This window comes from Aeromonas sp. 2692-1, from assembly GCF_013085505.1.
GTDB classification, from domain to species: Bacteria; Pseudomonadota; Gammaproteobacteria; order Enterobacterales; family Aeromonadaceae; genus Aeromonas; species Aeromonas hydrophila.
In genome coordinates this window covers 4750876-4773492 of sequence record NZ_CP038513.1, presented here as the reverse complement: position 1 = coordinate 4773492, position 22617 = coordinate 4750876, and the positions used below count along the sequence as shown (strand labels likewise).

The 22617-nt window shown below is 64.9% G+C and carries 19 protein-coding genes; 9 read left to right on the top strand and 10 right to left on the bottom strand.

Features of this window, described 5'->3' with window-relative positions; translation table 11 throughout:
• The first annotated feature begins 20 nt into the window (after positions 1–20).
• From rbfA to E5E97_RS22220, 5 genes are all read left to right on the top strand, one after another.
• Positions 21–455 (top strand): 30S ribosome-binding factor RbfA, encoded by a 435-nt coding sequence (gene rbfA, locus E5E97_RS22240; RefSeq protein WP_011707073.1) that lies wholly within the window; start codon positions 21–23, stop codon positions 453–455.
• A gap of 1 nt (position 456) precedes the next feature.
• Positions 457–1416, top strand: a complete 960-nt coding sequence (gene truB / locus E5E97_RS22235; protein WP_016351717.1) for a tRNA pseudouridine(55) synthase TruB — start codon at positions 457–459, stop codon at positions 1414–1416.
• A gap of 144 nt (positions 1417–1560) precedes the next feature.
• Positions 1561–1830 (top strand): 30S ribosomal protein S15, encoded by a 270-nt coding sequence (gene rpsO, locus E5E97_RS22230; protein ID WP_005298162.1) that lies wholly within the window; start codon positions 1561–1563, stop codon positions 1828–1830.
• Between the two features lie 167 nt (positions 1831–1997).
• Positions 1998–4136: a polyribonucleotide nucleotidyltransferase gene (gene pnp, locus E5E97_RS22225; protein ID WP_011707071.1), complete on the top strand. Its 2139-nt coding sequence runs from the start codon at positions 1998–2000 to the stop codon at positions 4134–4136.
• Positions 4137–4265: 129 nt separating this feature from the next.
• Positions 4266–5480, top strand: coding sequence for an MFS transporter (locus E5E97_RS22220; protein ID WP_171281120.1), 1215 nt, complete (start codon positions 4266–4268; stop codon positions 5478–5480).
• Between the two features lie 3 nt (positions 5481–5483).
• On the opposite strand, the gene E5E97_RS22215 is transcribed toward E5E97_RS22220, so the two are convergent.
• Positions 5484–6566 (bottom strand): protoglobin domain-containing protein, encoded by a 1083-nt coding sequence (locus tag E5E97_RS22215; RefSeq protein ID WP_171281119.1) that lies wholly within the window; start codon positions 6564–6566, stop codon positions 5484–5486.
• 134 nt (positions 6567–6700) lie between these two features.
• Positions 6701–7054, bottom strand: coding sequence for a DsrE/DsrF/TusD sulfur relay family protein (locus E5E97_RS22210; protein WP_171281118.1), 354 nt, complete (start codon positions 7052–7054; stop codon positions 6701–6703).
• 178 nt (positions 7055–7232) lie between these two features.
• Here E5E97_RS22210 and E5E97_RS22205 point away from each other — a divergent pair, with 178 nt between their 5' ends.
• A complete protein-coding gene (locus E5E97_RS22205) occupies positions 7233–7607 on the top strand; it encodes a DUF1090 domain-containing protein (RefSeq protein ID WP_171281117.1) in 375 nt (124 codons plus the stop codon).
• Between the two features lie 69 nt (positions 7608–7676).
• On the opposite strand, the gene fumC is transcribed toward E5E97_RS22205, so the two are convergent.
• The 8 genes from fumC to E5E97_RS23640 all read right to left on the bottom strand — a co-directional run bounded on the left by fumC (position 7677) and on the right by E5E97_RS23640 (position 17322).
• Positions 7677–9071 carry a class II fumarate hydratase gene (gene fumC, locus E5E97_RS22200; protein WP_171281116.1) on the bottom strand — a complete coding sequence of 465 codons (1395 nt, stop codon included), beginning with the start codon at positions 9069–9071 and terminating at the stop codon, positions 7677–7679.
• 73 nt (positions 9072–9144) lie between these two features.
• Positions 9145–9873 (bottom strand): dipeptidase PepE, encoded by a 729-nt coding sequence (gene pepE / locus E5E97_RS22195; RefSeq protein ID WP_016351712.1) that lies wholly within the window; start codon positions 9871–9873, stop codon positions 9145–9147.
• Positions 9874–10064: 191 nt separating this feature from the next.
• Positions 10065–11873, bottom strand: a complete 1809-nt coding sequence (locus E5E97_RS22190) for a carbon starvation protein A (protein WP_073351364.1) — start codon at positions 11871–11873, stop codon at positions 10065–10067.
• A gap of 220 nt (positions 11874–12093) precedes the next feature.
• A complete protein-coding gene (gene btsR, locus E5E97_RS22185) occupies positions 12094–12831 on the bottom strand; it encodes a two-component system response regulator BtsR (protein WP_024944259.1) in 738 nt (245 codons plus the stop codon).
• Positions 12825–14519 (bottom strand): sensor histidine kinase, encoded by a 1695-nt coding sequence (locus E5E97_RS22180; protein ID WP_171281115.1) that lies wholly within the window; start codon positions 14517–14519, stop codon positions 12825–12827. The genes btsR and E5E97_RS22180 overlap by 7 nt, the downstream gene beginning before the upstream one ends.
• Before the next feature lie 223 nt (positions 14520–14742).
• Positions 14743–15354, bottom strand: a complete 612-nt coding sequence (locus E5E97_RS22175) for a response regulator transcription factor (protein WP_171281114.1) — start codon at positions 15352–15354, stop codon at positions 14743–14745.
• 1 nt (position 15355) lies between these two features.
• Positions 15356–16081, bottom strand: coding sequence for a HAMP domain-containing sensor histidine kinase (locus E5E97_RS23645; protein ID WP_253265124.1), 726 nt, complete (start codon positions 16079–16081; stop codon positions 15356–15358).
• Positions 16078–17322, bottom strand: coding sequence for a PhnD/SsuA/transferrin family substrate-binding protein (locus tag E5E97_RS23640; RefSeq protein WP_253265123.1), 1245 nt, complete (start codon positions 17320–17322; stop codon positions 16078–16080). The genes E5E97_RS23645 and E5E97_RS23640 overlap by 4 nt, the downstream gene beginning before the upstream one ends.
• A 259-nt stretch (positions 17323–17581) precedes the next feature.
• Between E5E97_RS23640 and dsrO the strand changes: the two genes are divergently transcribed.
• The 3 genes from dsrO to E5E97_RS22155 are packed head-to-tail and all read left to right on the top strand — an operon-like array spanning position 17582 to position 22573.
• Positions 17582–18370 (top strand): sulfate reduction electron transfer complex DsrMKJOP subunit DsrO, encoded by a 789-nt coding sequence (gene dsrO, locus E5E97_RS22165; RefSeq protein WP_171281113.1) that lies wholly within the window; start codon positions 17582–17584, stop codon positions 18368–18370.
• Positions 18360–19466 carry an NrfD/PsrC family molybdoenzyme membrane anchor subunit gene (gene nrfD / locus E5E97_RS22160; RefSeq protein WP_171281112.1) on the top strand — a complete coding sequence of 369 codons (1107 nt, stop codon included), beginning with the start codon at positions 18360–18362 and terminating at the stop codon, positions 19464–19466. The genes dsrO and nrfD overlap by 11 nt, the downstream gene beginning before the upstream one ends.
• Positions 19466–22573 (top strand): tetrathionate reductase subunit A, encoded by a 3108-nt coding sequence (locus E5E97_RS22155; protein WP_171281111.1) that lies wholly within the window; start codon positions 19466–19468, stop codon positions 22571–22573. Before nrfD ends, E5E97_RS22155 begins: the two co-directional genes overlap by 1 nt.
• The last annotated feature ends 44 nt before the right edge of the window (positions 22574–22617 follow it).

The window sequence follows — 22617 nt, the reverse complement described above, 5'->3', positions numbered from 1 at the left end:
CTTTTATCGCAGGATAGAATATGGCCAGAGAATTTAGCCGGACCCGTCGGGTCGGACAGCAGATCCAGCGTGAAATCGCGCTCATTCTGCAGCGCGAGGTCAAGGATCCGCGCATCGGCATGGTGACCGTTTCCGATGTGGAAGTGTCCCGTGACCTCAATTACGCCAAGGTGTATGTCACCTTCTTGCAGCTGGAAAATGATGCCGAGCGCATCAAGGAAGGGCTCAAGGCGCTGACGGAAGCCGCTGGCTACATCCGCAGCCTGCTGGGCAGCGCCATGCGTCTGCGTGTGGTGCCCGAGCTGCGTTTCTTCTACGACCAGACCCTGGTCGAGGGGATGCGTCTCTCCAACCTGGTGACCAACACCATCCGTGAAGACAAGCGTCGCATGGCCGAATCCGGTCGTGAAGAAGACGATGCCGCGCCGGATGAAACTACTGAGGATAACGCCTGAGATGTCTCGTAGACGTCGTTTCAAGGGCCGTGACGTACACGGTATCCTGCTGCTGGACAAGCCGACCGGGCTGACCTCCAACGATGTGTTGCAGAAGGTCAAGCGGATCTACAACGCCGCCAAGGCTGGCCACACTGGCGCCCTGGACCCGCTGGCAACCGGCATGCTGCCGATCTGCCTCGGCGAAGCCACCAAGTTCTCCCAGTATCTGCTGGAAGCGGACAAGCGCTACGAGGTGACCGCCAAGCTGGGCGAGCGCACCAATACCAGCGACTCCGATGGCGAGGTGGTCTCCACCCGGCCGGTGAACGTGGCCGTGGGTACCCTGATCGAGTCGCTGGACCAGTTCCGCGGCCCCATCATGCAGGTGCCGTCCATGTACTCCGCCCTCAAGCACAACGGTCGCCCGCTCTACGAGTACGCCCGTGAAGGCATCGAGATCGAGCGGGAAGCCCGCCCCATCACGGTGTTCGAGCTCAAGCTCATCAGCTTTGAAGGGGATGAGGTCAAGCTGGAGGTGCACTGCAGCAAGGGTACCTACATCCGCTCTCTGGTGGACGATCTGGGGGAGGTGCTGGGCTGCGGCGCGCACGTCACCCAGTTGCGCCGTACCCAGGTGGCCAGCTATCCCTATGAGCGGATGCTGACCCTGGAACAGCTCGAGTGCATCTTCGAGCAGGCCAAGGCCGAAAGCATTCCGCCGCGCGAACAGCTGGATCCGCTGCTGCTGCCGATGGACACCGCCGTGGCAAGCCTGCCCGAGGTGAACATGCTGGCCGCCGTGGCCGCCTATGTGAACCAGGGCCAGGCCGTGCAGGTCGCCGGAGCGCCACAGAGCGGTCAGGTGCGGATGACGGTCGGTCCGGAGCGCGAGTTCATCGGCGTGGGCGAGATCGACGACGAGGGGCGCGTGGCGCCCAAGCGTCTGGTGCGTTATCACGACGAACACGACGAGGAGTGATCCTCAGGCGGTATCGACGCGTGTTGGCCGTTGTGGCGCTTTCCCGTTGCGAAAAGTGACGGGGACGATTATGATACCGCCCTCATTTCACGGCTGAATTAGAGATTGGCTGTGAACCTTTAAACACTCTACTGGAGTAATACCATGTCTCTAAATGCTGAGATCAAAGCTCAAATCGTTGCTGACAACGCTCGTTGCGCCAACGACACTGGCTCCCCCGAAGTGCAAGTTGCCCTGCTGACTGCCCAGATCAACCATCTGCAAGGTCACTTCAAGGAGCACTCCAAGGATCACCACGGTCGTCGCGGTCTGCTGCGCATGGTTTCCCAGCGTCGTAAGCTGCTGGACTACCTGAAGCGTAAAGACGTTCAGCGTTACGCTGCTCTGATCGCCAAGCTGGGTCTGCGTCGTTAATCGACCATCAGATTTCGCGAAAAAGGGGAACCTCCGGGTTCCCCTTTTTTATTGCGCGTCAGGCTGTTGCCGCCCTCACAGAATTTGTGTCGCTGCTTACCTTTTGCATCGAATCAAGTATACTTGCACGCGAATTTAAAGCGCCAAATTGTAAAAAGGAAATTCACGTGAATCCTATTGTAAAGTCATTCCAGTACGGTCAACACACCGTCACTCTGGAAACCGGAGTGATGGCCCGTCAAGCCACTGCGGCCGTCATGGTCAGCATGGACGATACCTGCGTATTTGTGACCGTAGTTGGCAAGAAAGAGGCCGATCACGGCCGTGATTTCTTCCCGCTGACCGTCAACTACCAGGAGCGTACCTATGCTGCTGGTCGTATCCCGGGTGGTTTCTTCCGTCGTGAAGGCCGCCCGAGCGAAGGCGAGACCCTGATCTCCCGTCTGATCGACCGTCCTATTCGTCCGCTGTTCCCGGAAGGCTTCCTCAATGAGGTTCAGGTGGTTGCCACCGTCATGTCCGTGAACCCGGCCGTTTCTCCCGACATCGTTGCCATGATCGGTGCCTCCGCGGCGCTGGCCATCTCCGGTATCCCGTTCGGCGGCCCGATCGGTGCAGCCCGCGTGGGCTACATGAACGGTCAGTACGTGCTGAACCCGACCACTACCGAACTGCCGCAGAGCGATCTGGACCTGGTAGTGGCCGGTACCGCCAACGCCGTGCTGATGGTTGAATCCGAAGCGGCCATCCTCTCCGAAGAGGTGATGCTGGGTGCCGTGGTGTTCGGTCACGAGCAGATGCAGGCCGTTATCAACGCCATCAACGAATTCGCTGCCGACGTCGGTACCAAGCCGTGGAACTGGACTGCTCCTGCCGTCAACGAAGCGCTGAAAGCCAAGGTTGCCGAGTTGGCGACAGCTGAGCTGGGTGAAGCCTACCGCATCACCGAGAAGGCCGTGCGTTACGAAACCATCGGCGCCATCAAGGCTCGCGTGGTTGAGCAAGTCATCGCTTCCGGCGTGGAAGAAGATGCCAAAAAGATCGGCGAAGAGTTCCATAGCCTGGAAAGCCGCATCGTCCGTGGTCGCGTCGTCCGTGGCGAGCCGCGCATCGATGGTCGCGATCCGGAGATGATCCGCGCCCTGTCCGTCGCCACCGGCGTACTGCCGCGAGCCCACGGCTCCGCCCTGTTCACCCGTGGTGAGACTCAGGCCATGGTCGTTGCCACTCTGGGCACCGAGCGTGACGCCCAGAACATCGACGAGCTGACCGGCAACCGTGCCGATCGCTTCATGCTGCACTACAACTTTCCGCCATACTGCGTCGGTGAAACCGGCATGATGGGTAGCCCGAAGCGTCGTGAAATCGGTCACGGTCGTCTGGCCAAGCGCGGCGTTGCTGCCGTGATGCCGAGCGCCGACGAGTTCCCGTACGTGGTACGCGTGGTGTCTGAAATCACCGAATCCAACGGTTCCTCCTCCATGGCCTCCGTCTGTGGTTCCTCTCTGGCGCTGATGGACGCCGGTGTGCCGATCAAGGCCTCCGTTGCCGGTATCGCCATGGGTCTGGTGAAGGAAGAAGAAGGTTTCGTCGTGCTGTCCGACATCCTGGGTGACGAAGATCACCTGGGTGACATGGACTTCAAGGTTGCCGGTACCACCGAAGGTGTGACCGCACTGCAGATGGACATCAAGATCGAAGGCATCACCAAAGAGATCATGGAGATTGCCCTGAAGCAAGCTCGTGGTGCTCGCCTGCACATCCTGAAAGTGATGGACGAAGCCATCCAGGCACCGCGTGCCGAGATCTCCGATTTCGCCCCGCGCATCCACACCATCAAGATCAACCCGGAGAAGATCAAGGACGTCATCGGCAAGGGTGGCTCCGTGATCCGCGCCCTGACCGAAGAGACCGGCACCAACATCGAGCTGGATGATGACGGTACCGTCCGCATCGCCGCCGTTGACGGTGATGCCGCCAAGGAAGCGATCCGCCGTATCGAGGCCATCACCGCCGAGATCGAAGTGAACCGCATCTATGAAGGCAAGGTTGTCCGTCTGGCTGACTTCGGTGCCTTCGTCAACATCCTGCCGGGCAAAGACGGTCTGGTGCACATCTCCCAGATCACCGATGCACGCGTGCAGAACGTGGCCGACTACCTGAAGATCGGTGACGTGGTGAAGGTGAAGGTACTGGAAGTGGACCGTCAGGGCCGTGTGCGTCTCTCCATCAAGGAAGCGAACGCCCCGACTGAAGCCGCCGCCGAGCCGGCTGTTGCCGCCGTCGAAGAGCCGGCCGCCGAATAAGCCGCCGAGCCGTGAAAAAGCCGACCTCAGGGTCGGCTTTTTTTATATTTGCGACTTGGCGTTGTTGCTTTTGAGACCTGTTGTTATAACGATAGGCTTCCCGTGCGACGGGCAACAAGGAGCAGTGTGATGTCGTGGGCCCTCCTAAGGCAGTTTCCTCCCCTGGTCTGGACCGTGATCCTGGGCACCTTCATGGTGCGCACCAGCTATTACATGGTCTGGCCGTTTCTCTCCATCTTGCTCTATCGGGAGTATGGCCTCTCGGCGACCGCCATCGGCGCCATGCTGGGGGCGACTGCGGCCATCTCCACCCTGGTCAGCTTCTATGGCGGCTGGCTGTCCGACAAGCTGGGGCGGCGCAACATCCTGCTGGCGGGTTGTCTGGTCTCGGTGCTCTGCTACGGCCTGCTCGGCTTCTCCCATTCGGTGTTCTGGCTCGGACTCGGGGTACTCGGCAGCGGCCTCTCCTCCGGGCTCATCGATGCGCCCGGCAAGGCGCTGATGGCTGACAGCCTGGCTTCGGCCAAGGCGCGCGAGCTGGCGCTGCACCTGCGCTACTTCCTGCTCAACCTGGGGGCGGCTCTCGGCCCCCTGCTGGGGGTGACCCTCGGCATCAGTGCCCAGCAGCAGACCTTCCTGCTGCTCAGTGGCAGCTATCTGCTGCTGGGGGCTGCCTTCCTCTGGGGATTTGCGCAAAGCAGGGTAGTGGCGACCCACGGCAGCGAGCTGGGCTTGCGTGCGGCCATCAAGGTGCTGTGGCTGGACCGGGGCTTCTTGCTGCTGGTGCTGGCCAACCTGCTGATGAACCTGGTCTATTCCCAGTTCCACTCACCGCTGGTGCAGTATCTGACCCGGGCCGGGACGCCAGAAGTAGCGAGCCTCATCGCCCTTCTGGTGGCCACCAACGCCCTGACCGTGGTGCTGCTGCAGTTTCCCCTGCTGCACTTCCTGGCCCGCTGGCCGGGCAAGGTGCGCCTGCAGGTCGGCATCACCCTGTTTTTGGGGGCTCAGGTGCTGTTTGCGCTGGGGGATCCGCAGCAGTGGTCGCACTGGGTCGGGGCAGTACTGATGCTGAGCGTGGGGGAGACCATACTGTTTCCGCTGCTCAACGTGCTGATCGATCAGATGTCGCCCCCGCACCTGAAGGGGAGCTACTTCGGTGCCGGTGCGCTGGCCGGGCTGGGTGGCGCCATCGGCGCCTTGCTGGGGGGCTGGATCCTTGCCGTGTGGGGCGGTCAGGCGCTCTACATGCTGATGGCGGTGCTCTGCCTGTTTACCTTCCTGCTCTATGAGTGGGGCGCCCGCATTGCGCGCCCGGAACGGATTCAGGTCAGGCAGGATTGAACCTCAGTGGGTACTGTTCTGGTTGACCTGCTTCATCGCCTTCTTGGCGGCATACATGCGCTCGTCGGCCAGCCGGATCAGGCTGTTGCCCTCGTCGAACTGGACCGGCCCGGTCTGTACCAGACCGATGCTGAGGGTGACGTCACTGAGCTGCTCGGCCAGCGCATTGGTCAGCCGCTGCAGGTAGACGTCTCTGGCCTGCTCCTCGTTGCAGTTGGGCAGGATCAGGCAGAACTCGTCCCCGCCGTAACGGAAACAGCAATCCTCCGCCCGTGAGACCTTGCGAATGCAGTCGCCGACGATGCGCAGGATCTCGTCCCCGCGCTGATGGCCCTGGCTGTCGTTGATCTGCTTGAAGTCGTCTATGTCGAGATAGGCGATGACCACCGGCTCTGAGCGGCGCTGGCAGGTACGCAGGGTGCGGGTCAGGTTCTCCTGCAGGTGGCGCACGCTGAGCAGGCCGGTGAGGGCATCGATCCGGCTCATCTCCTCCAGCTGCTGGGTGCGCTCGCGCACCTTCTCCTCCAGCGACTTGGCGTAGATCTCCGATTTCTCCTTGGAGGACTCTATCTCCGACACCAGGCTGCGAATATAGGTCTCGAACACCAGGGTGATGTCGAACAGGAACAGCTTGTCGAGGGCGGTCAGCATGGTGATGCGGTCCGGCTCATGGTCTATCTGGGTAAAGATATCCTCGATGAGCAGCCCCTTGAGGGTGTTGATGGCAGCCAGATAGAGCTTGGGCTCCACCCCGATCCGCTTGTGCACCAGCCCGATCCGCAGCCGGTTGTTGACGTATTCCAGGTCGTACAGGCCGCTGAACAGGTCGAGAATGTAGCGGCGCTGGGCGGCCCGCAGCCGGGTGAGGGTGTCGGCGTCGCCGATCAGCAGGGCAATTTCGGTGATCCCGGTCTGCAGGGTGTAAAACTTGTCGACCAGGGCGTCGATGTGGGGCTCGATTTTGGGACGGTAGCTGGCGAGCAGGGCGAAATCCCGTTCATCCAGCAGCAGCAGCTCCTTGCGATGAGCGATTTCGAACTCGGTGATCCGCATTTGTTCCAGCAGAGTCTGTTCGGTTGGATTCATGGCAGTTCCCTGAACGAAAATGAAAGCGCGCACGTTGTTATCTAACTGACAGTGTAGACATTAACAGCTGTGAACAGGTTTTCAAATGGCGCAGGATTGTTGCAGATAAATGCCTGCGCCCGGTTCTCGCTCCGCTAGAAGGTCAACACCTTGTCGGCCGCCAGTATCCACTGGGCCAGCAGCGGCAGGGTGCCTACCTCGATCCCCTCGATGAGCGGCAGCGCCGTGATGCCACGGGCATCGGTACAGGTTTTGCAAAGGCGGATGCTGATCCCCTGAGCCAGCAGGATCTCCAGCATCTGGCGCAGGTTGTAGCCCTCGGCCGGGGCCTGGCCCGCCAGTGCGGCGCTGACCGCATCTGACATCAGAAACAGTTTCAGGTTGGCACCGCCCTGTTCGCGCAGGGCGATGGCTAGGCGCAGGGCATTGAACAGGGATTCGCTGCCATAGGGGGCGCCGTTGGCGATGATGACAATCTCTTGATTCATAACAGACTCCTTGATGAAAGTAGCCATTGTAGGCCCATCGGTACCCGGTTGGCGTGATGTCGCACAAACTCTGTCGTAGCGGTTTGCCCGCGCCTTGACCCGGCCGGCCGAGTACGGTCTGATAGGCGGCCATCAAACATGACAGGGGAACGAGGTCGTTATGTGGAAGGTTATCGGAATGAGCATGCTGCTGTTGGCCGGCCAGGCCTATGGCAGTGAGGCCGTTGGCTGCAAGGCGCGCCAGCAGGCCGTCAAGGATCAGCTGGTGTTTGCCAAGGCGCACGACAATGCGGATCAGGTCGCCGGGCTGGAGCGGGCTCTGCGCAATATCGAGACTCACTGCACCGACGCCGGCCTGTTCAAGGAGCAGCAGCAGCGGGTGGCCGAACTCAAGGTGCAGGTCAACGAACGGTTGGTCGAGCTGCAAAACGCCAGGGTGACGGGCAAGCCCGACAAGATTGCCAAGAAGCAGGCCAAGCTGGAAGAGGCCCAGACCAAGCTGCTGGCCGCCCAGCGCGAGCTGGATGCCCTGAGCAAGCTGATCAAACCCTGACTCATCGATGAAAAAAGAAGCCGGCGCAGTCCGGCTTCTTTTTTATCTCGTGTTTCCCGCCGGGCTGGCTCAGCCGCCGCGCCGACCCACCATGCCGGCCGGCACCACCCAGGCATCGAACTGCTGCGCCGTCAGGTGGCCGGAGGCGATGGCCGCCTCCCGCAGACTGAGCCCCTCATGGTGGGCCCGCTTGGCGATCTCTGCTGCCTTGTCATAGCCGATATGGGGGTTGAGCGCCGTCACCAGCATCAGGGAGCGGGCCAGCAGCTCGTCGATGCGGGGCCGGTTCGGGGTGATGCCGACGGCGCAGTGATCGTGGAAGCTCTGCATGCCGTCCGCCAGCAGCCGCACGCTCTGCAGGAAGTTGTGGGCGATCATCGGCCTGAACACGTTGAGCTCGAAGTTGCCGCTGGCGCCGCCGATGTTGATGGCCACGTCGTTGCCCATCACCTGGGCGCACAGCATGGTGAGCGCCTCGCACTGGGTCGGATTGACCTTGCCGGGCATGATGGAAGAGCCAGGCTCGTTTTCCGGGATGAGCAGCTCCCCCAGCCCGCTGCGGGGACCGCTCGCCAGCCAGCGCACGTCGTTGGCGATCTTCATGAGGGAGGCGGCCAGCGTCTTGAGGGCGCCGTGGCCATGGACCAGGGCATCGCTCGCCGCCAGCGCCTCGAACTTGTTGGGGGCGCTCACCAGCGGCAGACCGGTCTGCTCGGCCAGGGTGGCGGCCACCGCCTCGGCAAAGCCGGGCGGGGTGTTGAGGCCGGTGCCGACGGCGGTGCCCCCCAGCGCCAGCTCGCACAGATGGGGCAGGGCGGCCCGGATATGGCGCTCCCCTTGCTCGAGCTGGGCGACCCAGCCGGAGAACTCCTGCCCCAGTGTGAGCGGGGTGGCATCCTGCAGATGGGTGCGGCCTATCTTGACGATGTCGTCGAAGGCCGCCGCCTTGCCGGCCAGGGTGGTGCGCAGGGTGGTCAGGGCGGGCAGCAGGTGCTGGGTGATGGCCGTGACGGCCGCCAGGTTCATGGCGCTCGGGAAGACGTCATTGCTCGACTGGCTCTTGTTCACCTCGTCGTTGGGGTGCACCAGTCGCCCCTCGCCACGGGTGCCGCCGAGCAGTTCGCTGGCCCGGTTGGCCAGCACCTCGTTGAGGTTCATGTTGGTCTGGGTGCCGGAGCCGGTCTGCCATACCCGCAGCGGGAACTCCTCATTATGCTGGCCGCACAGGATCTCGTCGGCGGCGCTCATGATGGCCTGGGCCGTGCGGGCGGGCAGCAGCCCGTTGGCGTGGTTGACCCTGGCACAGGCCGACTTGATGCGGGCCAGGGCGTGGATCAGCGCCATCGGCTGGCGCTCGCCGGAGATGTCGAAGTGTTGCAGGGAGCGCTGGGTCTGGGCTCCCCACAGCCGATCGGCCGGCACGGCGATCGCGCCGAAGCTGTCGTGTTCAGTCCTGCTCTTCATCTCATCCTCCCTTCATTGCGAAAAAAGGGGCGACATCCTGCGCCCCTGTGGGTTTTCAGCCGGTCAGCACCATTCAGCTGCGCGGGCGAAACGGCGTCAGCTCGGCCAGCGGCGCGGCTGTGCTGAACTCCTGGGTGGTCTCGGCGTGTTTGAAGATTTTGAAGCCTTCGCCGCGGGCGCTCCAGTATTCGATGTGCTCACCACTGACCTGGAGCAGGCTCGCCTCGCGCAGGGCTACCACGTGTTCGCTCGGGTTGATGGCGCAGAACTCGGCCAGGCGCTCGTCGCGGGTCTCCCCCATGTGGCCGCTGATGCTGGCATCCAGATAGTGCGGATTGATCTGCAGCGGGAACAGCCCCAGTGCAGGCAGCACGGCGGCGCTGCAGACCGGCATGTCGTTGGTGGTGCGGATGCTGGGGGTCGCCACGTTGCAACCTGCGCTCCAGCCCACATAGGGCACGCCCCGCTCGCGCACGGCGCGCTGGATGGGCACCACCAGGCCGTTCTCGTGCAGCAGCTGGTTGAGGCGCCAGGTGTTGCCGCCGCTGATAAAGATGGCATCGGCATGGTTGATCGCGTCCACCGGGTCATCGAACTGATGGATGCTGATGGCCTCCACCCCCAGGCTCTCGCTGAGCTCCAGGGCGCGGGCATCCCAGTCGCTGCGGATCACCGCGTAGGGGATCAGCAGGATGCGCTTGACCTGTTTGCGGGCGAGCAGGGTCTGCACCCGATCCCGGGCCCAGCCGAGCAGGCCCGGGCATTCGGTGGCTTTGCCGTTGCTGAGAAGAAGCAGTTCCATGAAGCGTGTCCTCGATAAGTGAAAGCGCGAAGAGGTCACCGGCCCCAGGCCGGGTGACGGAAGCCCCCATTCTAGCCCGATCGCTGCTCGGGTTCTGTGATCGATGGCGCCATGTATCCTGATGAGGCCGTTTTTTGACCGCAGATGCAACAAACCCCGGCATGCCGGGGTTTGTTGTTGCAGCGGATGGGTCAGCTGGCGCTGGCCGGGGCAATCCGGAACTCGGGTTGCTGGCGCAGTTTCCACAGCTCAATCCACTTGCGGATAGCCGACACCAGGATGACGGCGCCCAGCCCCAGCATCAGCAGCGAGATGCCGCCGTTGAGCAGGTTGTAGCCCTTGGCTTCCGGGTTGAAGTAGACGTGGCTGACCATCCAGTAACCGGCGTAGTTGACGGTGACGAACAGGTAGGCCAGCGGGATCAGGCAGGTCAGCATGTAGCGGCGCTTGCTGGCCAGTCGCAGGATGATGGTGGCACCTATGATGAGGCCCACCGAGGCCATCAGCTGGTTGGAGACCCCGAACAGCGCCCACACAGATCCGATATCGCCGGACATCAGCAGATAACCCCACATCACGCAGGCGAGCACGCTGGCCCCGATGGCGCCCGGCATCCAGTCGATGCGCTTGAGGGGCGGGTAGAACTCGCCGAAGAAGTCCTGAATGAGGTAGCGGGAGACCCGGGTGCCGGAGTCGACGGCGGTCAGGATGAACACAGCTTCAAACATCACCACGAACTGGAAGAAATAGGAGGCGAGGTTACTGAACCAGGGCACCTTGGTGAAGATGTAGGACATGCCCACCGCCAGGGTGACGGCGCCGCCGGTGCGACCGTTCAGATCCATGCCGATCTCCTGGGAGAGGAACGGCAAGTCCACCACCTGCATCCCCAGCTTGGCGAAGGCCTCCGGGGTGGCGTTGATGGCGAAGTAGTCGGCAGGGTGCAGGGCGGTGGCGGCGATCAGTGCCATCACGCCCACCACGCACTCGGCCAGCATGGCACCGAAGGCGACCGGCAGGATGTCGCTCCATTTGTCCACCAGTTTCGGGGTGGTACCTGAGCCGATGAAGGCGTGGAAGCCTGAGATGGCGCCACAGGCGATGGTGATGGAGATGAAGGGCCAGACCGGGCCGCCCAGTACCGGGCCGCCACCGTGGACGAACTGGGTCATGGCGGGGAACTGGATCTCGGGGTTGATGCAGATGACGCCGATGACCAGGGCGCCGAATACGCCGATCTTCATGAAGCTGGAGATGTAGCCACGCGGGGTGAGCAGCAGCCAGACTGGCAACGCGGTGGCGAAGAAGGCGTAGATGGGCAGCGCCAGACTGATGGTCTCGGCGCGCAGGGTCAGCCAGGCACCGAAGGCGCTCTCCTGCACGTAGGGGCCGAAGAAGACGCAGGCCAGCACGGCGATGAAGCCCACCCAGGAGGCGGCTTGCAGGTTGCCGGTCAGCTTGTGCCAGATCCCCACCACCATGGAGATGGGAATGGTCATGAACACCGCGAACACGCCCCAGGCGTTACGCTCCAACGCGTGCACCACCACCATGGAGAGACCCGCCATGGTGATGGTGATGATGAACAGCATGGCGAGCCCCGTGCACCAGCCGGCGATGGGGCCGAGCTCGGCCTTGGCCACCTCGGAGAGTGACTTGCCCTGATGCTTCATGGAGGCGAACAGCACGACTGTGTCGTGCACCGCGCCGCCGATGACGCAGCCGATCAGCAGCCAGAGAAAGCTCGGCAGGTAGCCGTACTGGGCGGCCAGGACCGGGCCCACCAGCGGGCCGGCGGCGGCGATGGCCGCGAAGTGCTGGCCGAAGTTGACCCACTTGTTGGTTGGCACATAGTTTTTGCCATCTTCCAGCTGGTGGGAGGGGGTGACCAGCTTGTCGTCGGCCATCAGCACCTTGCGCACAAAGAACACGCCGTAGAGGCGATAGGCGATGGCGAGGATGCAGAGGGCCGCAATGACGAAGGTGATTGCGTGTTGCATGACGGAGTTTCCTTTTCCTGCGGCCAATCTGGCCGGGCTCAGGCTGCACTCTACCGATGCGGCAGGGAAAGGGGAGCGCAGAAAAGGTCAGTGGCAGAGGGTCGCCAGCGAGCGGCAGAAAAGCGGCCCCGAGCGGTTTGAGGGATGAGCCGGCGGGCGTGGGAGGCGGGTGAGTGGTAACGGGCAGAGCAGGAGCGGAGTGAGTGGCCCGCTCCCTCCCTCAGGGGATCTCCAGCAGCTCCTTGAGGGGCTTGAGGTAGCGGCGGCTCACAGGCACCTTGTGGCCGCCCTGGGTCACCACCTCCGCCAGCCCGCCGTCGAGCAGCAGGATCTCGCGGATCTGGCCGGGGTTGAGCAGGTACTGGCGGTGACAGCGCACGAAGCCGGTCTTCTCCTCCAGGGTGCGCAGGGTCAGCTCTGTGGTGCCCTGCTGCTGGGCGCTCACCACCTTGTTGCCGGCCAGATCGCTGTGGACGAACTCCACCTCGCCAAGAGGCAGCAGCAGAATGCGGTTGTGGCCGCTGCAGGGAATGCTGCGCAGGGGCTGGGCGATGCGGGTCGGATCCGGCAGCGGTTGGCCCGCCAGCTCACCCTTTGGCGAAAGCAGCCGCTGGATGCGCTCCAGCGCCTTGTTCATCCGCTCTGCCGTGACCGGCTTGAGCAGGTAGTCGAGAGCGTTCTCCTCGAACGCGCGCAGGGCAAACTCGTCGTAGGCGGTGATGAAGACGATGTGGGGGCGCAAGTCCGGATCCAGCATGCTCACCAGCTCCAGCCCGCTGATGCGCGGCATCTGGATGTCGAGAAACAGCAGGTCGGGTTTGAGGCGATGGATGGCGGGCAGCGCCTCCATGGCATGGGCACACTCCCCCAGCAGGCGGATGTTGCCCGCCTGCTCCAGCAGTAGCCGCAGCTCCTCGCGGGCGAGGGGTTCATCGTCGACGATCAGGGCGGTCAGCATGGGCTCTCCTGCAGGGGAAGGGTGATCCTCACCCGGGTGGATTGATGGGGCTCGCAGCGAATGGTGACCCCGTACTCGGCGCCGTAACGGGCCTTGATGCGCCGGTCCACTATGTTCATGCCAAGTCCGCTCTCCTCCCGTTTGGCCTGATAGAGGCCGGCGTTGTCACACACCTCCAGCACCAGCTGCTCGCCCTCCTGCCGCGCCGTCAGGGTGAGCCGGCCGGGCTCGAACATCTGGGAGATGCCGTGCTTGATGGCGTTCTCGACGATGGGCTGCAGGGAGAAGGTGGGCAGCCGGTACTCCAGCAGCGGCTCGGGAATCTGGATCTGCACGCTCAGGTGCTCGGCGAAGCGGGCCTGCTCGATGTGCAGGTAGGCGTTCACGTGCTCCAGCTCGTCGGCCAGGGTCACCTCGTCCCCCTGGCGCTTGAGGTTCTTGCGAAAGAAGGTGGAGAGGTGATGCACCAGGGTGCGGGCATCCTCGGGGTCGCGCCGGATCACCGCCGCCAGGGTGTTGAGGGCGTTGAACAGGAAGTGGGGGTTGATCTGCGCCTGCAACAGCTTGATCTCCGACTGGGCCAGCAGCCGCTTCTGCTCGTTGTACTTGCTGGCCAGGATCTGGCCGGAGAGCAGCCGGGCGATCCCTTCCCCCAGGGTGCGGTTGATGGAGGAGAAGAACTTGCGCTTGGGCTCGTAGAGCTTGATGGTGCCCACCACCGACCCCTCTTCCCCCCGCAGCGGAATGACCAGCGAGGAGCCGAGCCGGCACTGGGGATGCAGGTTGCAGCTGTAGGGGATGAGGTTGCCGTCGGCATAGACCACCTCGTTGTGCTGGATCGCCTTGAAGGTGTGGGCCGAGTTGATGGCGGTGCCCGGCAGGTGGTGATCCTCGCCGATGCCGATGAAGGCGAGCAGTTTCTCCCGATCGGTGATGGCCACCGCGCCCACCCCGGTCTCCTCGTAGAGGATGCGCACCATCTGCTGGCACGCCTCCTGGGTAAAGCCCTTGTCCAGTACCCGCATCGCCCGCTCGGCGATCTTGAGGGCGCGGGCGGAGAAGGCGACCGAGTACTTCTCCAGCATGGCGCGGTGATCGAGGATCATCCGCATGAACATGGCGGCCCCCAGGGTATTGGCCACCAGCATGGGGGCGATGATGTTCTCGATGAGGTGGACGGCGTCGTCAAACGGGCGGGCCACCAGCAAGATGATGCCCATCTGCATCAGCTCGGCGATGAGGGCCACCGAGCCGACTACCCAGGGGCTGAACAGCAGGTCGAGCCGGTGGCGGGCGATGAAGTGGCGGTGTACCAGGCCGCCGAGCAGCCCCTCGGCGATGGTGGAGAAGGTGCAGGCCAGCGCGGTAAAGCCCCCCAGCGAGTAGCGATGGATGCCGCCGGTGAGCCCCACCAGCAGCCCCACCACCGGGCCGCCGACGATGCCACCCAGCACGGCGCCGATGGCGCGGGTGTTGGCGATGGAGTCCTCGACTCTCAGGCCAAAATAGGTGCCCATCACGCAGAAGCCGGAGAAGATGAGGTAGCAGAGGATCTTGTGGGGCCAGCTCAGGGTCACCTGGGTCAGCGGCATGAACAGCGGCGTCTTGGAGAGCAGCCAGGCGATCACCAGATAGACGCAGAGCTGCTGGAAGAGAGATATCACGAGCGCGAATTGTTCGAAAGCCACGGCACACTATCTCGAAAGGGGATGCTCATCCAATGGACGCGGAGTATTAGCAAACCCCGATTTGCGCTGCAAGCCGCGGGCGCCGGAATAGCGCGCCTGCGCACAGATTTGCCGGCACCCTGAGCCAAAGGCATCCCCTGCACAGGCAGACGGGAATGGGCATAGGCCCGGCAAGTGGGTCACTCTCCCGGCCTAGATCAGGGGCCTGGATTAGTGGCCCGGCTCAGGGAGCTGAATGGACGTTTGCATAGAGCAGCATCAGCTCGGCCAGGGAATCGACCTCAAGGCGTTTCATCAGGCTGGCGCGGCACACCTCGACGGTGCGCACCGAGATGCAGAGATCCTGCGCAATCTGCTGATTTTTGTGGCCCCGGGCGATGAGCTGCAGCAGCTGGTGCTCGCGCGGGGTGAGCCGCTGATAGGCGGCCAGCTGGGCGAAACGGGTGGCCGCACTCAGCGTCGCGTGCTCGGCCCGTGCGATGGCGGCGAGCAGGGGGGCCAGCTGCACCGGCTTTTGCAAGAAATCCACGGCCCCCTGCTTGAGGGACTCCACCGCCAGCGGCACCTCGCCGTGGCCGGTGAGAAACAGGATGGCGATGGGGCTCTGGGCCGCCTTCAGCCGCTGCTGCACCTCGGGGCCCGACAGCCCCGGCATGCGGCAGTCGAGGATGAGGCAGGCGGGCTGGTGCAGGTCGACCTCGGCCAGAAAGCGCTCGCCATCGGCAAAGCTGAACAGCTGCCGCTCGTCGCAGCTCTCCAGCATGAAGCGCAGGGAGTCGAGCACGGCCTCGTCGTCGTCGACTAGATAGAGCGGGGGGCGGGAGGGGGACGTCATCTCAGTTCCTCGGTGTCGGCGGGTGGGGGGGGGTGGCTGAGGCGGGATCCTCCGGTGGCGGCACGGGCAGGGTGACCCGGGCCAGGCAGCCTTGGGGGCTCAGGTTCTCCAGGCTGAACTGGCCGCGATGGCTCTCGACCACCTCCCGGCAGATGGCCAGCCCCAGCCCCATGCCATCCGGCTTGTCGCTGTAAAATGCCTGCTGCAGTTCGGTCGCGGGGACCCTCAGGCCGGCGCCGTTGTCGCGGATCTCCAGCAGCAGGCTCTGTGCCTCGAAGGCGATCAGCAGCTCGACCCGGGCAGGCGCCTGCGCCGATGCCTGCGTAGGGGGGTGAGCAGGAGAGTGAACAGCGGCGCGCGCCCTCTTCACCGCACTCTTCGCTACACTCTGCGCAGCACTCTCGGCGCCATTCTTGATGAGGTTGACCAGCAACTGCTCCATCCCGGTGCCGTCCAGAGGGAGCCGGCGCGGCTGGCCCCGCCAGTGGAGGGTGAAGGCGACGTCGAGCGGCGCCAGCATCTGCTCCAGCAGGGGGCGCAACTCCGCCACCAGGGTGGGCAGATCGCAAGGCGCGAAGCGGGGAGGGCGCTTTTGCAGCCTGGCTCTGAGCCGGTTTACGGTCTGGGTGATGCGCTGGACCTGGAGCCCTATCTGCTCCAGGGCCTGACGCAGGGAGGCTTGGGCGGCAACCTGGGCCGGATCCTGTGCCAATCTGTCCAGTCTCAACAAGGCCCCTGGCTGTAGTTGGCGATGGCGCTGAGGGGCTGATTGATCTCGTGGGCCACGTTGGCGCCCAGCTCGCCCAGTTCGGCGAGCCGTCTGGCCTGTGCCAGCTGGCGTCCCTTCTGCTCGAGCTGGTAGCGGGCTTTGAGCAGCCGGCGCTGGCTGCGGTTGAACAGGTATTGCAGCAGCAGGTGGTGGCCCCCCAGCAGCAGTACCAGCGCCAGGGCGCCCCAGCCCCACTGTTGATGCTGGCGCAGCCAGTGCCAGGCCGCTTGCCACCAGGGGCCCTGCAGCGGGTGGCGATCCAGCGCCTTGAGCAGGCGGTCGATGGCGAGCTCGCTGGTGGGCACGGTCCAGCCCGCCGAATCGGCAGCGATGGCCGCCTCGCTATCAGCGGGCAGGTCGAACAGCGCGCGGGTCACCGCCAGCGCCAGCGCGGGGGAGGCCCGCTCTGTCTTGGCGAAGGACCAGTTGGGGTAGAGCCGGGTCGAGCTCTGGCAGCCAAAGCCGGCTGGCGCCTGATCGTCCAGCACCCGATATGCCCCCCTGGCAACCTTGCCTTCCCGCTCCATGCGCTCCAGCTGGCACACCGGCACGATGGCGGCAGCCACCTCGCCTGCCGCCAGCCGCTCAATGAGCCGGTCCAGCGGAAAGCCGGTGAACTGCACGGTAGAGAAGAAACGCTCCAGCCTGATCCCCTGTTCGCCCGCCTCGAAGCGGTAGGCGAGGTAGCCGCCGAAGGCGTTCTCCGAAACGGCGGCGACCGCTTGCCCCTCAAGGTCACGCCAGTGTCGGTAGGGGGCCTGGGCGGGCACCACCAGGGCGGCGCCGATGGCGAGGTTGTCCCCCCCGGCCGGGCTCTTGAGGGTAGCGAGCCAAGCCAGCGGGTACTGGCGCGCCAGACTCACCGACTGGCCCGGGTTGGTGATGACGAAATCGAGGTGCTCGCGGGCGACGGCCTCGGCCAGTTCATCGAGCCCCAGCGGATGCAGCACGAAGCGATGGCCGGGCACGCGCTGTGCCAGCCAGTGCAGCAGCGGTTGCCACTGAGCTCTGGCCAGGGCCGGGCCGCGGGTCGCCAGCACGCCGATGCGTATCGGCTCGGCCAAGGTCCGCACCGGCGTGGCCTGGGATGGTGCGGATTCCTGTCGGGCCGGCGCTGGCGAAGAGGGGGTCGGGGCGGCCTGCACCCGCAGCGGCAGGGCTGACAGCGCGAGCCAGAGCAGCAGGCTGAGCAGGGGCAAGGGAACTGGGGCGTGCAGGGGGCTTTCCTCTCGATGCAAAGGGGGCAGTCTATCACCGGGACGTGCGCTTGCACGCGAACGGGGCCGGGAGGGGTGGCAAACGCCGCCCCGGTCACAGTTCAGCAGGGCTGGGGCATTTTTTATTGCGCTGGATCAACCCGGCTCCCGGTATGTGGAAAACCACAATAGAGGCGACTTCCTGCGTTGAGGACAATCGGCCCAACCCCTTTCAAGCCAGCTCAGCAGAAGGAAAGACGCCATGGAGCCCAGCAAGCGCCGATTGTTATCCGGGATCGCCGCCCTCACCGCAGGGGCGGCCCTGATCCCCGTCACCCAGGTTCAGGCGCAGTCCGCTCCCGCTCTCCGCAACGGGCGGGCGGCCATCAGCCGGGGGGACGGGCGCAAGCGTTACGGCATGCTGATCGACCTGCGCCGCTGCGTCGGCTGCCAGGCCTGCACCGTGGCCTGCACCATCGAAAATCAGCCTCCCCTCGGCCAGTTTCGCACCACGGTGAGCCAGTACGAGGTGAGCGACGTGGCCGCCCTTGAGGCTCCCGCCTCCCTCTTGATGTTGCCGAGGCTGTGCAACCACTGCGCCGAGCCCGCCTGCCTCGATGTCTGCCCCACCGGCGCCACCTTCCAGCGCGATGACGGCATCGTCGTGGTCAACAACGACTGGTGCGTCGGCTGCGGTTACTGCGTGCAGGCCTGCCCTTACGATGCCCGCTTCATCAACCACGAGACCAACACCGCCGACAAGTGCACCTTCTGCGCCCATCGACTGGAGGCGGGGCTCTTGCCCGCCTGCGTGGAGAGCTGTGTCGGCGAGGCGCGCATCATAGGCGATTTGAACGATCCCAAGAGCCGGATCAGCCGGCTGCTGCGCGAACACGAGCCGGCGCTCAAGGTGCTCAAGCCGGAGGCCAATACCCAGCCGCGGGTCTTTTATCTCGGCATGGACGAGGCCTTCGTCAGCAAGGTCGACGGCAATCCGGCCCTGCGCACCCTGCTCACCGACGATGGCAAGGAGATAGCCCATGGTCATTAACGAACTGCTGGCCCCGGCTCAGCCCATCACCTGGCTGCCCTGGGCGGTGCAATATTTCTTTCTGATCGGCCTCGCCTACGGGGCCCTCTGGCTCGGCGCGTTTGAGCTGTGGCGCAAGGCGCCGGACCCGCGGCTGCAGACCCTGGCGGCGGTGCTGATGGTGGCGGCCGGTCTGGTGGCTCCCATCGCCTTGACCGCGGATCTGCACCAGCCGGCCCGGGCCTGGCACTTCTACGCCCAGACGCGCTTTGGTTCCGTCATGTGGTATGGCGCCTATCTGCTGCCGCTGTTCAGCCTGCTCTCCATGCTGCTCGGCTGGCTGCTGCTAAGGCCAGCCCTGGTCCGACGCGGCGCAGAAGGGGACAAGATAGCCCGCCTTGCCCGGCTGCTCTGCCTGGGAAGCTGGTCGGGGCACGTCTGGCAGCGGCCCCTCTCTTTGCTGGCCGCCCTGAGCGGGCTCAGCATCGCCCTCTACACCGGGCTCGAGACCATGGCGGTGGCGGCGCGCCCGCTCTGGCATACCTCCTGGTTGCCCTGGCTGCTGGCCCTGAGCGCCGTGCTGGGGGCCCAGAGTGCCCTGCTGCTGCTCAACCGCTTGCTGACGGGCTGGGGGGCCGAGACCGAGTCGACCCTGCTGCGCCAGAGCGGCTGGACGTTAGGCCTGCTGGCGCTCTCCCTGCTGGGCTGGGCCCTGTTTGGCGGCGCCTCGGCGGCAGAGGCCGCAGCCCTCTATCGGCTCGACCCGAGCTGGCGGCTGGCGGCCCACTGGCTGTTGCTGACCCTGGGGCTGGCCAGCCTGCTGATGCTGGTGCGGCCAAGGATCTCTGCCCGCCTGTCACTCTGGGGGCTGGCGCTGCTGGGGCTGCACCTGGTGTGGGGCCTGCGCTGGCTGGTGCTGATCCAGGGACAGCTCGCGCCCAAGTACGGGGCCGGCGTCTATCTCTATGAAATCGCCTGGGGGCCGGCCGGTGTGCTCGGCATTCTCGGCACCTTCGGTCTGCTGCTGGCCCTGCTGGTGGCCCTCTCGGAGCTGGTGCGCCCCTCTGTTTCCCCCGCCATCAAGGCATCCACAACTTTTGCACGCGAGGCACTCTGATGGATCACAGCAAACGCAAATTTCTCAAGGGCGCCGCCATCGCTGGTGGCACCGGATTGTTCGTCGCCGGTTACAGCGACACCCTCAAGCAGGTGGCGACTGGCCTCGCCACCGGCAGCTCGGGCCAGCCGACCCGGGATCCCATCCATGGCAACTCGCTGGCCGTGGAGTACCGGGTTGACGAGCGGGGGGAGTTACATCCCAACCCGGCCCAGCGGGTTGCCAATACCATGTGCCTCGGCTGCTGGACCCTGTGCGGAGTGCGGGCCCGCATCGACAACGAGCGCGACCAGATAGTGCGGATCCTGGGCAACCCCTATCATCCCCTCTCCGCCCGCCATCACATCGACTTCAAGACCCCGGTCAAGCAGGCGCTGCTCGCTACCAGCGGCTACCAGGAAGGGGGGCTGGACGGGCGCTCCACCGCCTGCGCGCGGGGCAATGCCATGCTGGAGCAACTCGACAGCCCGCAGCGAGTCACCCGTTGTCTCAAGCGGGTGGGGCCCCGTGGCAGCGGTCGCTGGCAGAGCATCCCCTTCGAGCAACTGGTGGCCGAGGTGGTGGAGGGGGGCGATCTGTTTGGCGAGGGCCAGGTTGATGGGTTGCGGGCCATTCGCAACCTCGCCGAGCCGCTCGACCCGGCCAACCCGGAGTACGGCCCCAGGGCCAACCAGCTGCTGGTGAGCAACGCCTCGGACGAGGGGCGGGATCACTTCATCAAGCGCTTCACCTTCAACAGCTTCGGTACCCGCAACTTCGCCAACCACGGTGCTTACTGCGGCCTGTCGTTCCGGGTCGGGGCCGGCGCCCTGCTGGACGATCTGGAGAAGAACGCCCACCTCAAGCCGGACTGGGACGAGAGTGACTTCCTGCTGTTCATGGGCACCTCGCCCCAGCAATCGGGCAACCCCTTCAAGCGTCAGTCACGCCAGCTGGCGGCGAACCGGGCGCGACCGGGCAAGCCATTCTCCTACGTGGTGGTGGCCCCCAGCCTGCCCAATACGGTGAACATGCCGTCCGCCCCCGCCAACCGGTGGCTGCCCATCCGCCCTGCCACCGACTCGGCGCTGGGCATGGCCATGCTGCGCTGGATCATCGACAACCAACGCTACGCCGAGCCCTTCCTGACGGCACCCCATGCCGCTGCCGCCGAGCGAGCCGGCTATCGCGGTTTTTGCAACGCCAGCCACCTGGTGCTCTGCGACGAGTCCCACCCGCGCTTTGGTCAGATGCTGCGGGCCAGCGATCTTGGCTTGCCCTTTGAGGGGGAAGCCTATGGGGAGGGGGACGCCATGCTGGTAGAGGAGGAGGGCAGCGGCGAGCCGAGACCCGCCGACCAGTGTGAGCGGGCCAACCTCTGGGTGGATCGCCTCATTCAGGGCCCCAAGGGGGAGTTCGTGGTCAAGAGTAGCTTCCAGCTGCTGGCCGAGGCGTGCCGGGAGCACTCCCTCGCGCAATACAGCGCCGAGTGTGCCGTGCCAGTGAGCGATATCGAGGCGCTGGCGCGGGAATTCACCAGCCACGGTACCCGCGCGGCGGTGGTCTCCCACGGCGGCACCATGAGCGCCAACGGCTTCTACTCAGCCTGGGCCATCATGATGCTCAACGTCATGGTAGGGAACTTGAACGCAAGGGGCGGCGCCGTGGCGAGCGGCGGCAAGTTCGATCCCTTCGGGGCGGGGCCGCGCTACGATCTGGCGAGCTTCCCCGGCATGGTCAAGCCCGCCGGGGTCTTCCTGTCGCGCTCCAAGTTCCCCTACGAGAAGACCTCTGAGTATCGGCGCAAGCGCGAGGCGGGCCAGAACCCCTATCCGGCGCAAGAGCCCTGGTTCCCCATCTCCGGCCCACTGCTCGGCGAACACCTGACTGCGGCGGTGAACGGCTACCCCTACCGGCTCAAGGCCTGGATCAATCACATGGGCAACCCCCTCTACGGTCAGGCCGGGCTCGCCAAGGCCATCGGTGAGCAACTGAAAGACCCCAAGGTGCTGCCGCTCTTTATCAGCATCGACAGCTTCATCAACGAGTCGTCGGCGCTGTCTGACTACCTGGTGCCGGACACCTTGACCTACGAATCCTGGGGGTGGGCCACCGCCTGGCACGGGGTGCTGACCAAGGTCTCCACCGGCCGCTGGCCCATCGTGGAGCCCCGTGTCGCCAAGACCGCCGAGGGTGATCCGGTCTGCATGGAGTCCTTCTTTATCGCGGTGGCCAAACGGCTGGGGCTGCCGGGCTTTGGCGAGGGGGCACTCAAAGGGGCGGACGGCAAGCTGCACGGCTTGAACCGGGCGGCGGACTTCTCCCTCTACGGGGCGGCCAACGTCGCCTATCTCGGCGAGCCGGTGCCTGCCATAGAGCCTGAGGATCTCGCCTGGTCCGGGGTGGAACGGATCCTGCCGGTGTTGAATGCCACCCTGAGCGCGGAGGAGGCGGGCCGCGCCGCCTACCTCTTCGCCCGTGGCGGGCGCTTCGAGCCGGCGGCCAAGGGGCGCGACGACGCGGGTCAGCCGAGCAAGCGCTGGCCCAAGCCGCTGATGGTATGGAACCCCGAGGTGGGCAGCCGCCGCCACAGCCAGAGCGGCCAGTTCCTGAGCGGCACCCCGAGCTTCTTCCGCCCCCAGCTGGCGGACGGCACGCCGCTCAATGAGGCGTTCAAGTCGGCCCAGTGGCCGCTGCTGCTTACCAGCTACAAGTCCCACACCATGAGCTCCATGAGCATCGGCTCGGATCGCCTGCGCCAGGTGAACCCCAGCAACCGGGTGCGGCTCAATGCGCAGACGGCGGCGCAGCTGGGAATAGAAAGTGGGGACAGGGTGCGGGTCAGCACCCCGGATGGCAGCGTGATCGGGGTGGCCGAGTGCGTGGCCGGGGTACAGGCGGATGCCATCGCCATCGAGCACGGCTTCGGCCACAAGGAGCTGGGGGCGCGGGAGCACTGGATAGACGGCCAGAAAGTGGTTGCCAACCCGCTGCGCGGAGCCGGGGTCAACCTCAACGATCTGGCGGTGCTGGATCCCAGCCGCCATGGCCGCTACCCCCTGGTGGACTGGGCCATCGGCTCGTCGGCCCGCCAGGGGCTGCCGGCCCGGGTGGAGAAGCTGGTATGACGATCCAATGAAAACGGGGCCTGCGGGCCCCGTTGCTTATCTGC

Excerpts from the sequence above, each read along its gene's own strand:
- rpsO (WP_005298162.1), top strand. The coding sequence starts at position 1,561 with ATGTCTCTAAATGCTGAGATCAAAGCTCAAATCGTTGCTGACAACGCT.
- E5E97_RS22175 (WP_171281114.1), bottom strand. The coding sequence starts at position 15,354 with ATGACGTCCCCCTCCCGCCCCCCGCTCTATCTAGTCGACGACGACGAG.
- E5E97_RS22210 (WP_171281118.1), bottom strand. The coding sequence starts at position 7,054 with ATGAATCAAGAGATTGTCATCATCGCCAACGGCGCCCCCTATGGCAGC.
- truB (WP_016351717.1), top strand. The coding sequence starts at position 457 with ATGTCTCGTAGACGTCGTTTCAAGGGCCGTGACGTACACGGTATCCTG.
- btsR (WP_024944259.1), bottom strand. The coding sequence starts at position 12,831 with ATGCTGACCGCCCTGATCGTCGACGATGAACCCCTCGCCCGCGAGGAG.
- nrfD (WP_171281112.1), top strand. The coding sequence starts at position 18,360 with ATGGTCATTAACGAACTGCTGGCCCCGGCTCAGCCCATCACCTGGCTG.
- dsrO (WP_171281113.1), top strand. The coding sequence starts at position 17,582 with ATGGAGCCCAGCAAGCGCCGATTGTTATCCGGGATCGCCGCCCTCACC.
- E5E97_RS22215 (WP_171281119.1), bottom strand. The coding sequence starts at position 6,566 with ATGAATCCAACCGAACAGACTCTGCTGGAACAAATGCGGATCACCGAG.
- fumC (WP_171281116.1), bottom strand. The coding sequence starts at position 9,071 with ATGAAGAGCAGGACTGAACACGACAGCTTCGGCGCGATCGCCGTGCCG.
- E5E97_RS22205 (WP_171281117.1), top strand. The coding sequence starts at position 7,233 with ATGAGCATGCTGCTGTTGGCCGGCCAGGCCTATGGCAGTGAGGCCGTT.
- E5E97_RS22155 (WP_171281111.1), top strand. The coding sequence starts at position 19,466 with ATGGATCACAGCAAACGCAAATTTCTCAAGGGCGCCGCCATCGCTGGT.
- E5E97_RS22220 (WP_171281120.1), top strand. The coding sequence starts at position 4,266 with ATGTCGTGGGCCCTCCTAAGGCAGTTTCCTCCCCTGGTCTGGACCGTG.
- pepE (WP_016351712.1), bottom strand. The coding sequence starts at position 9,873 with ATGGAACTGCTTCTTCTCAGCAACGGCAAAGCCACCGAATGCCCGGGC.
- E5E97_RS22190 (WP_073351364.1), bottom strand. The coding sequence starts at position 11,873 with ATGCAACACGCAATCACCTTCGTCATTGCGGCCCTCTGCATCCTCGCC.
- rbfA (WP_011707073.1), top strand. The coding sequence starts at position 21 with ATGGCCAGAGAATTTAGCCGGACCCGTCGGGTCGGACAGCAGATCCAG.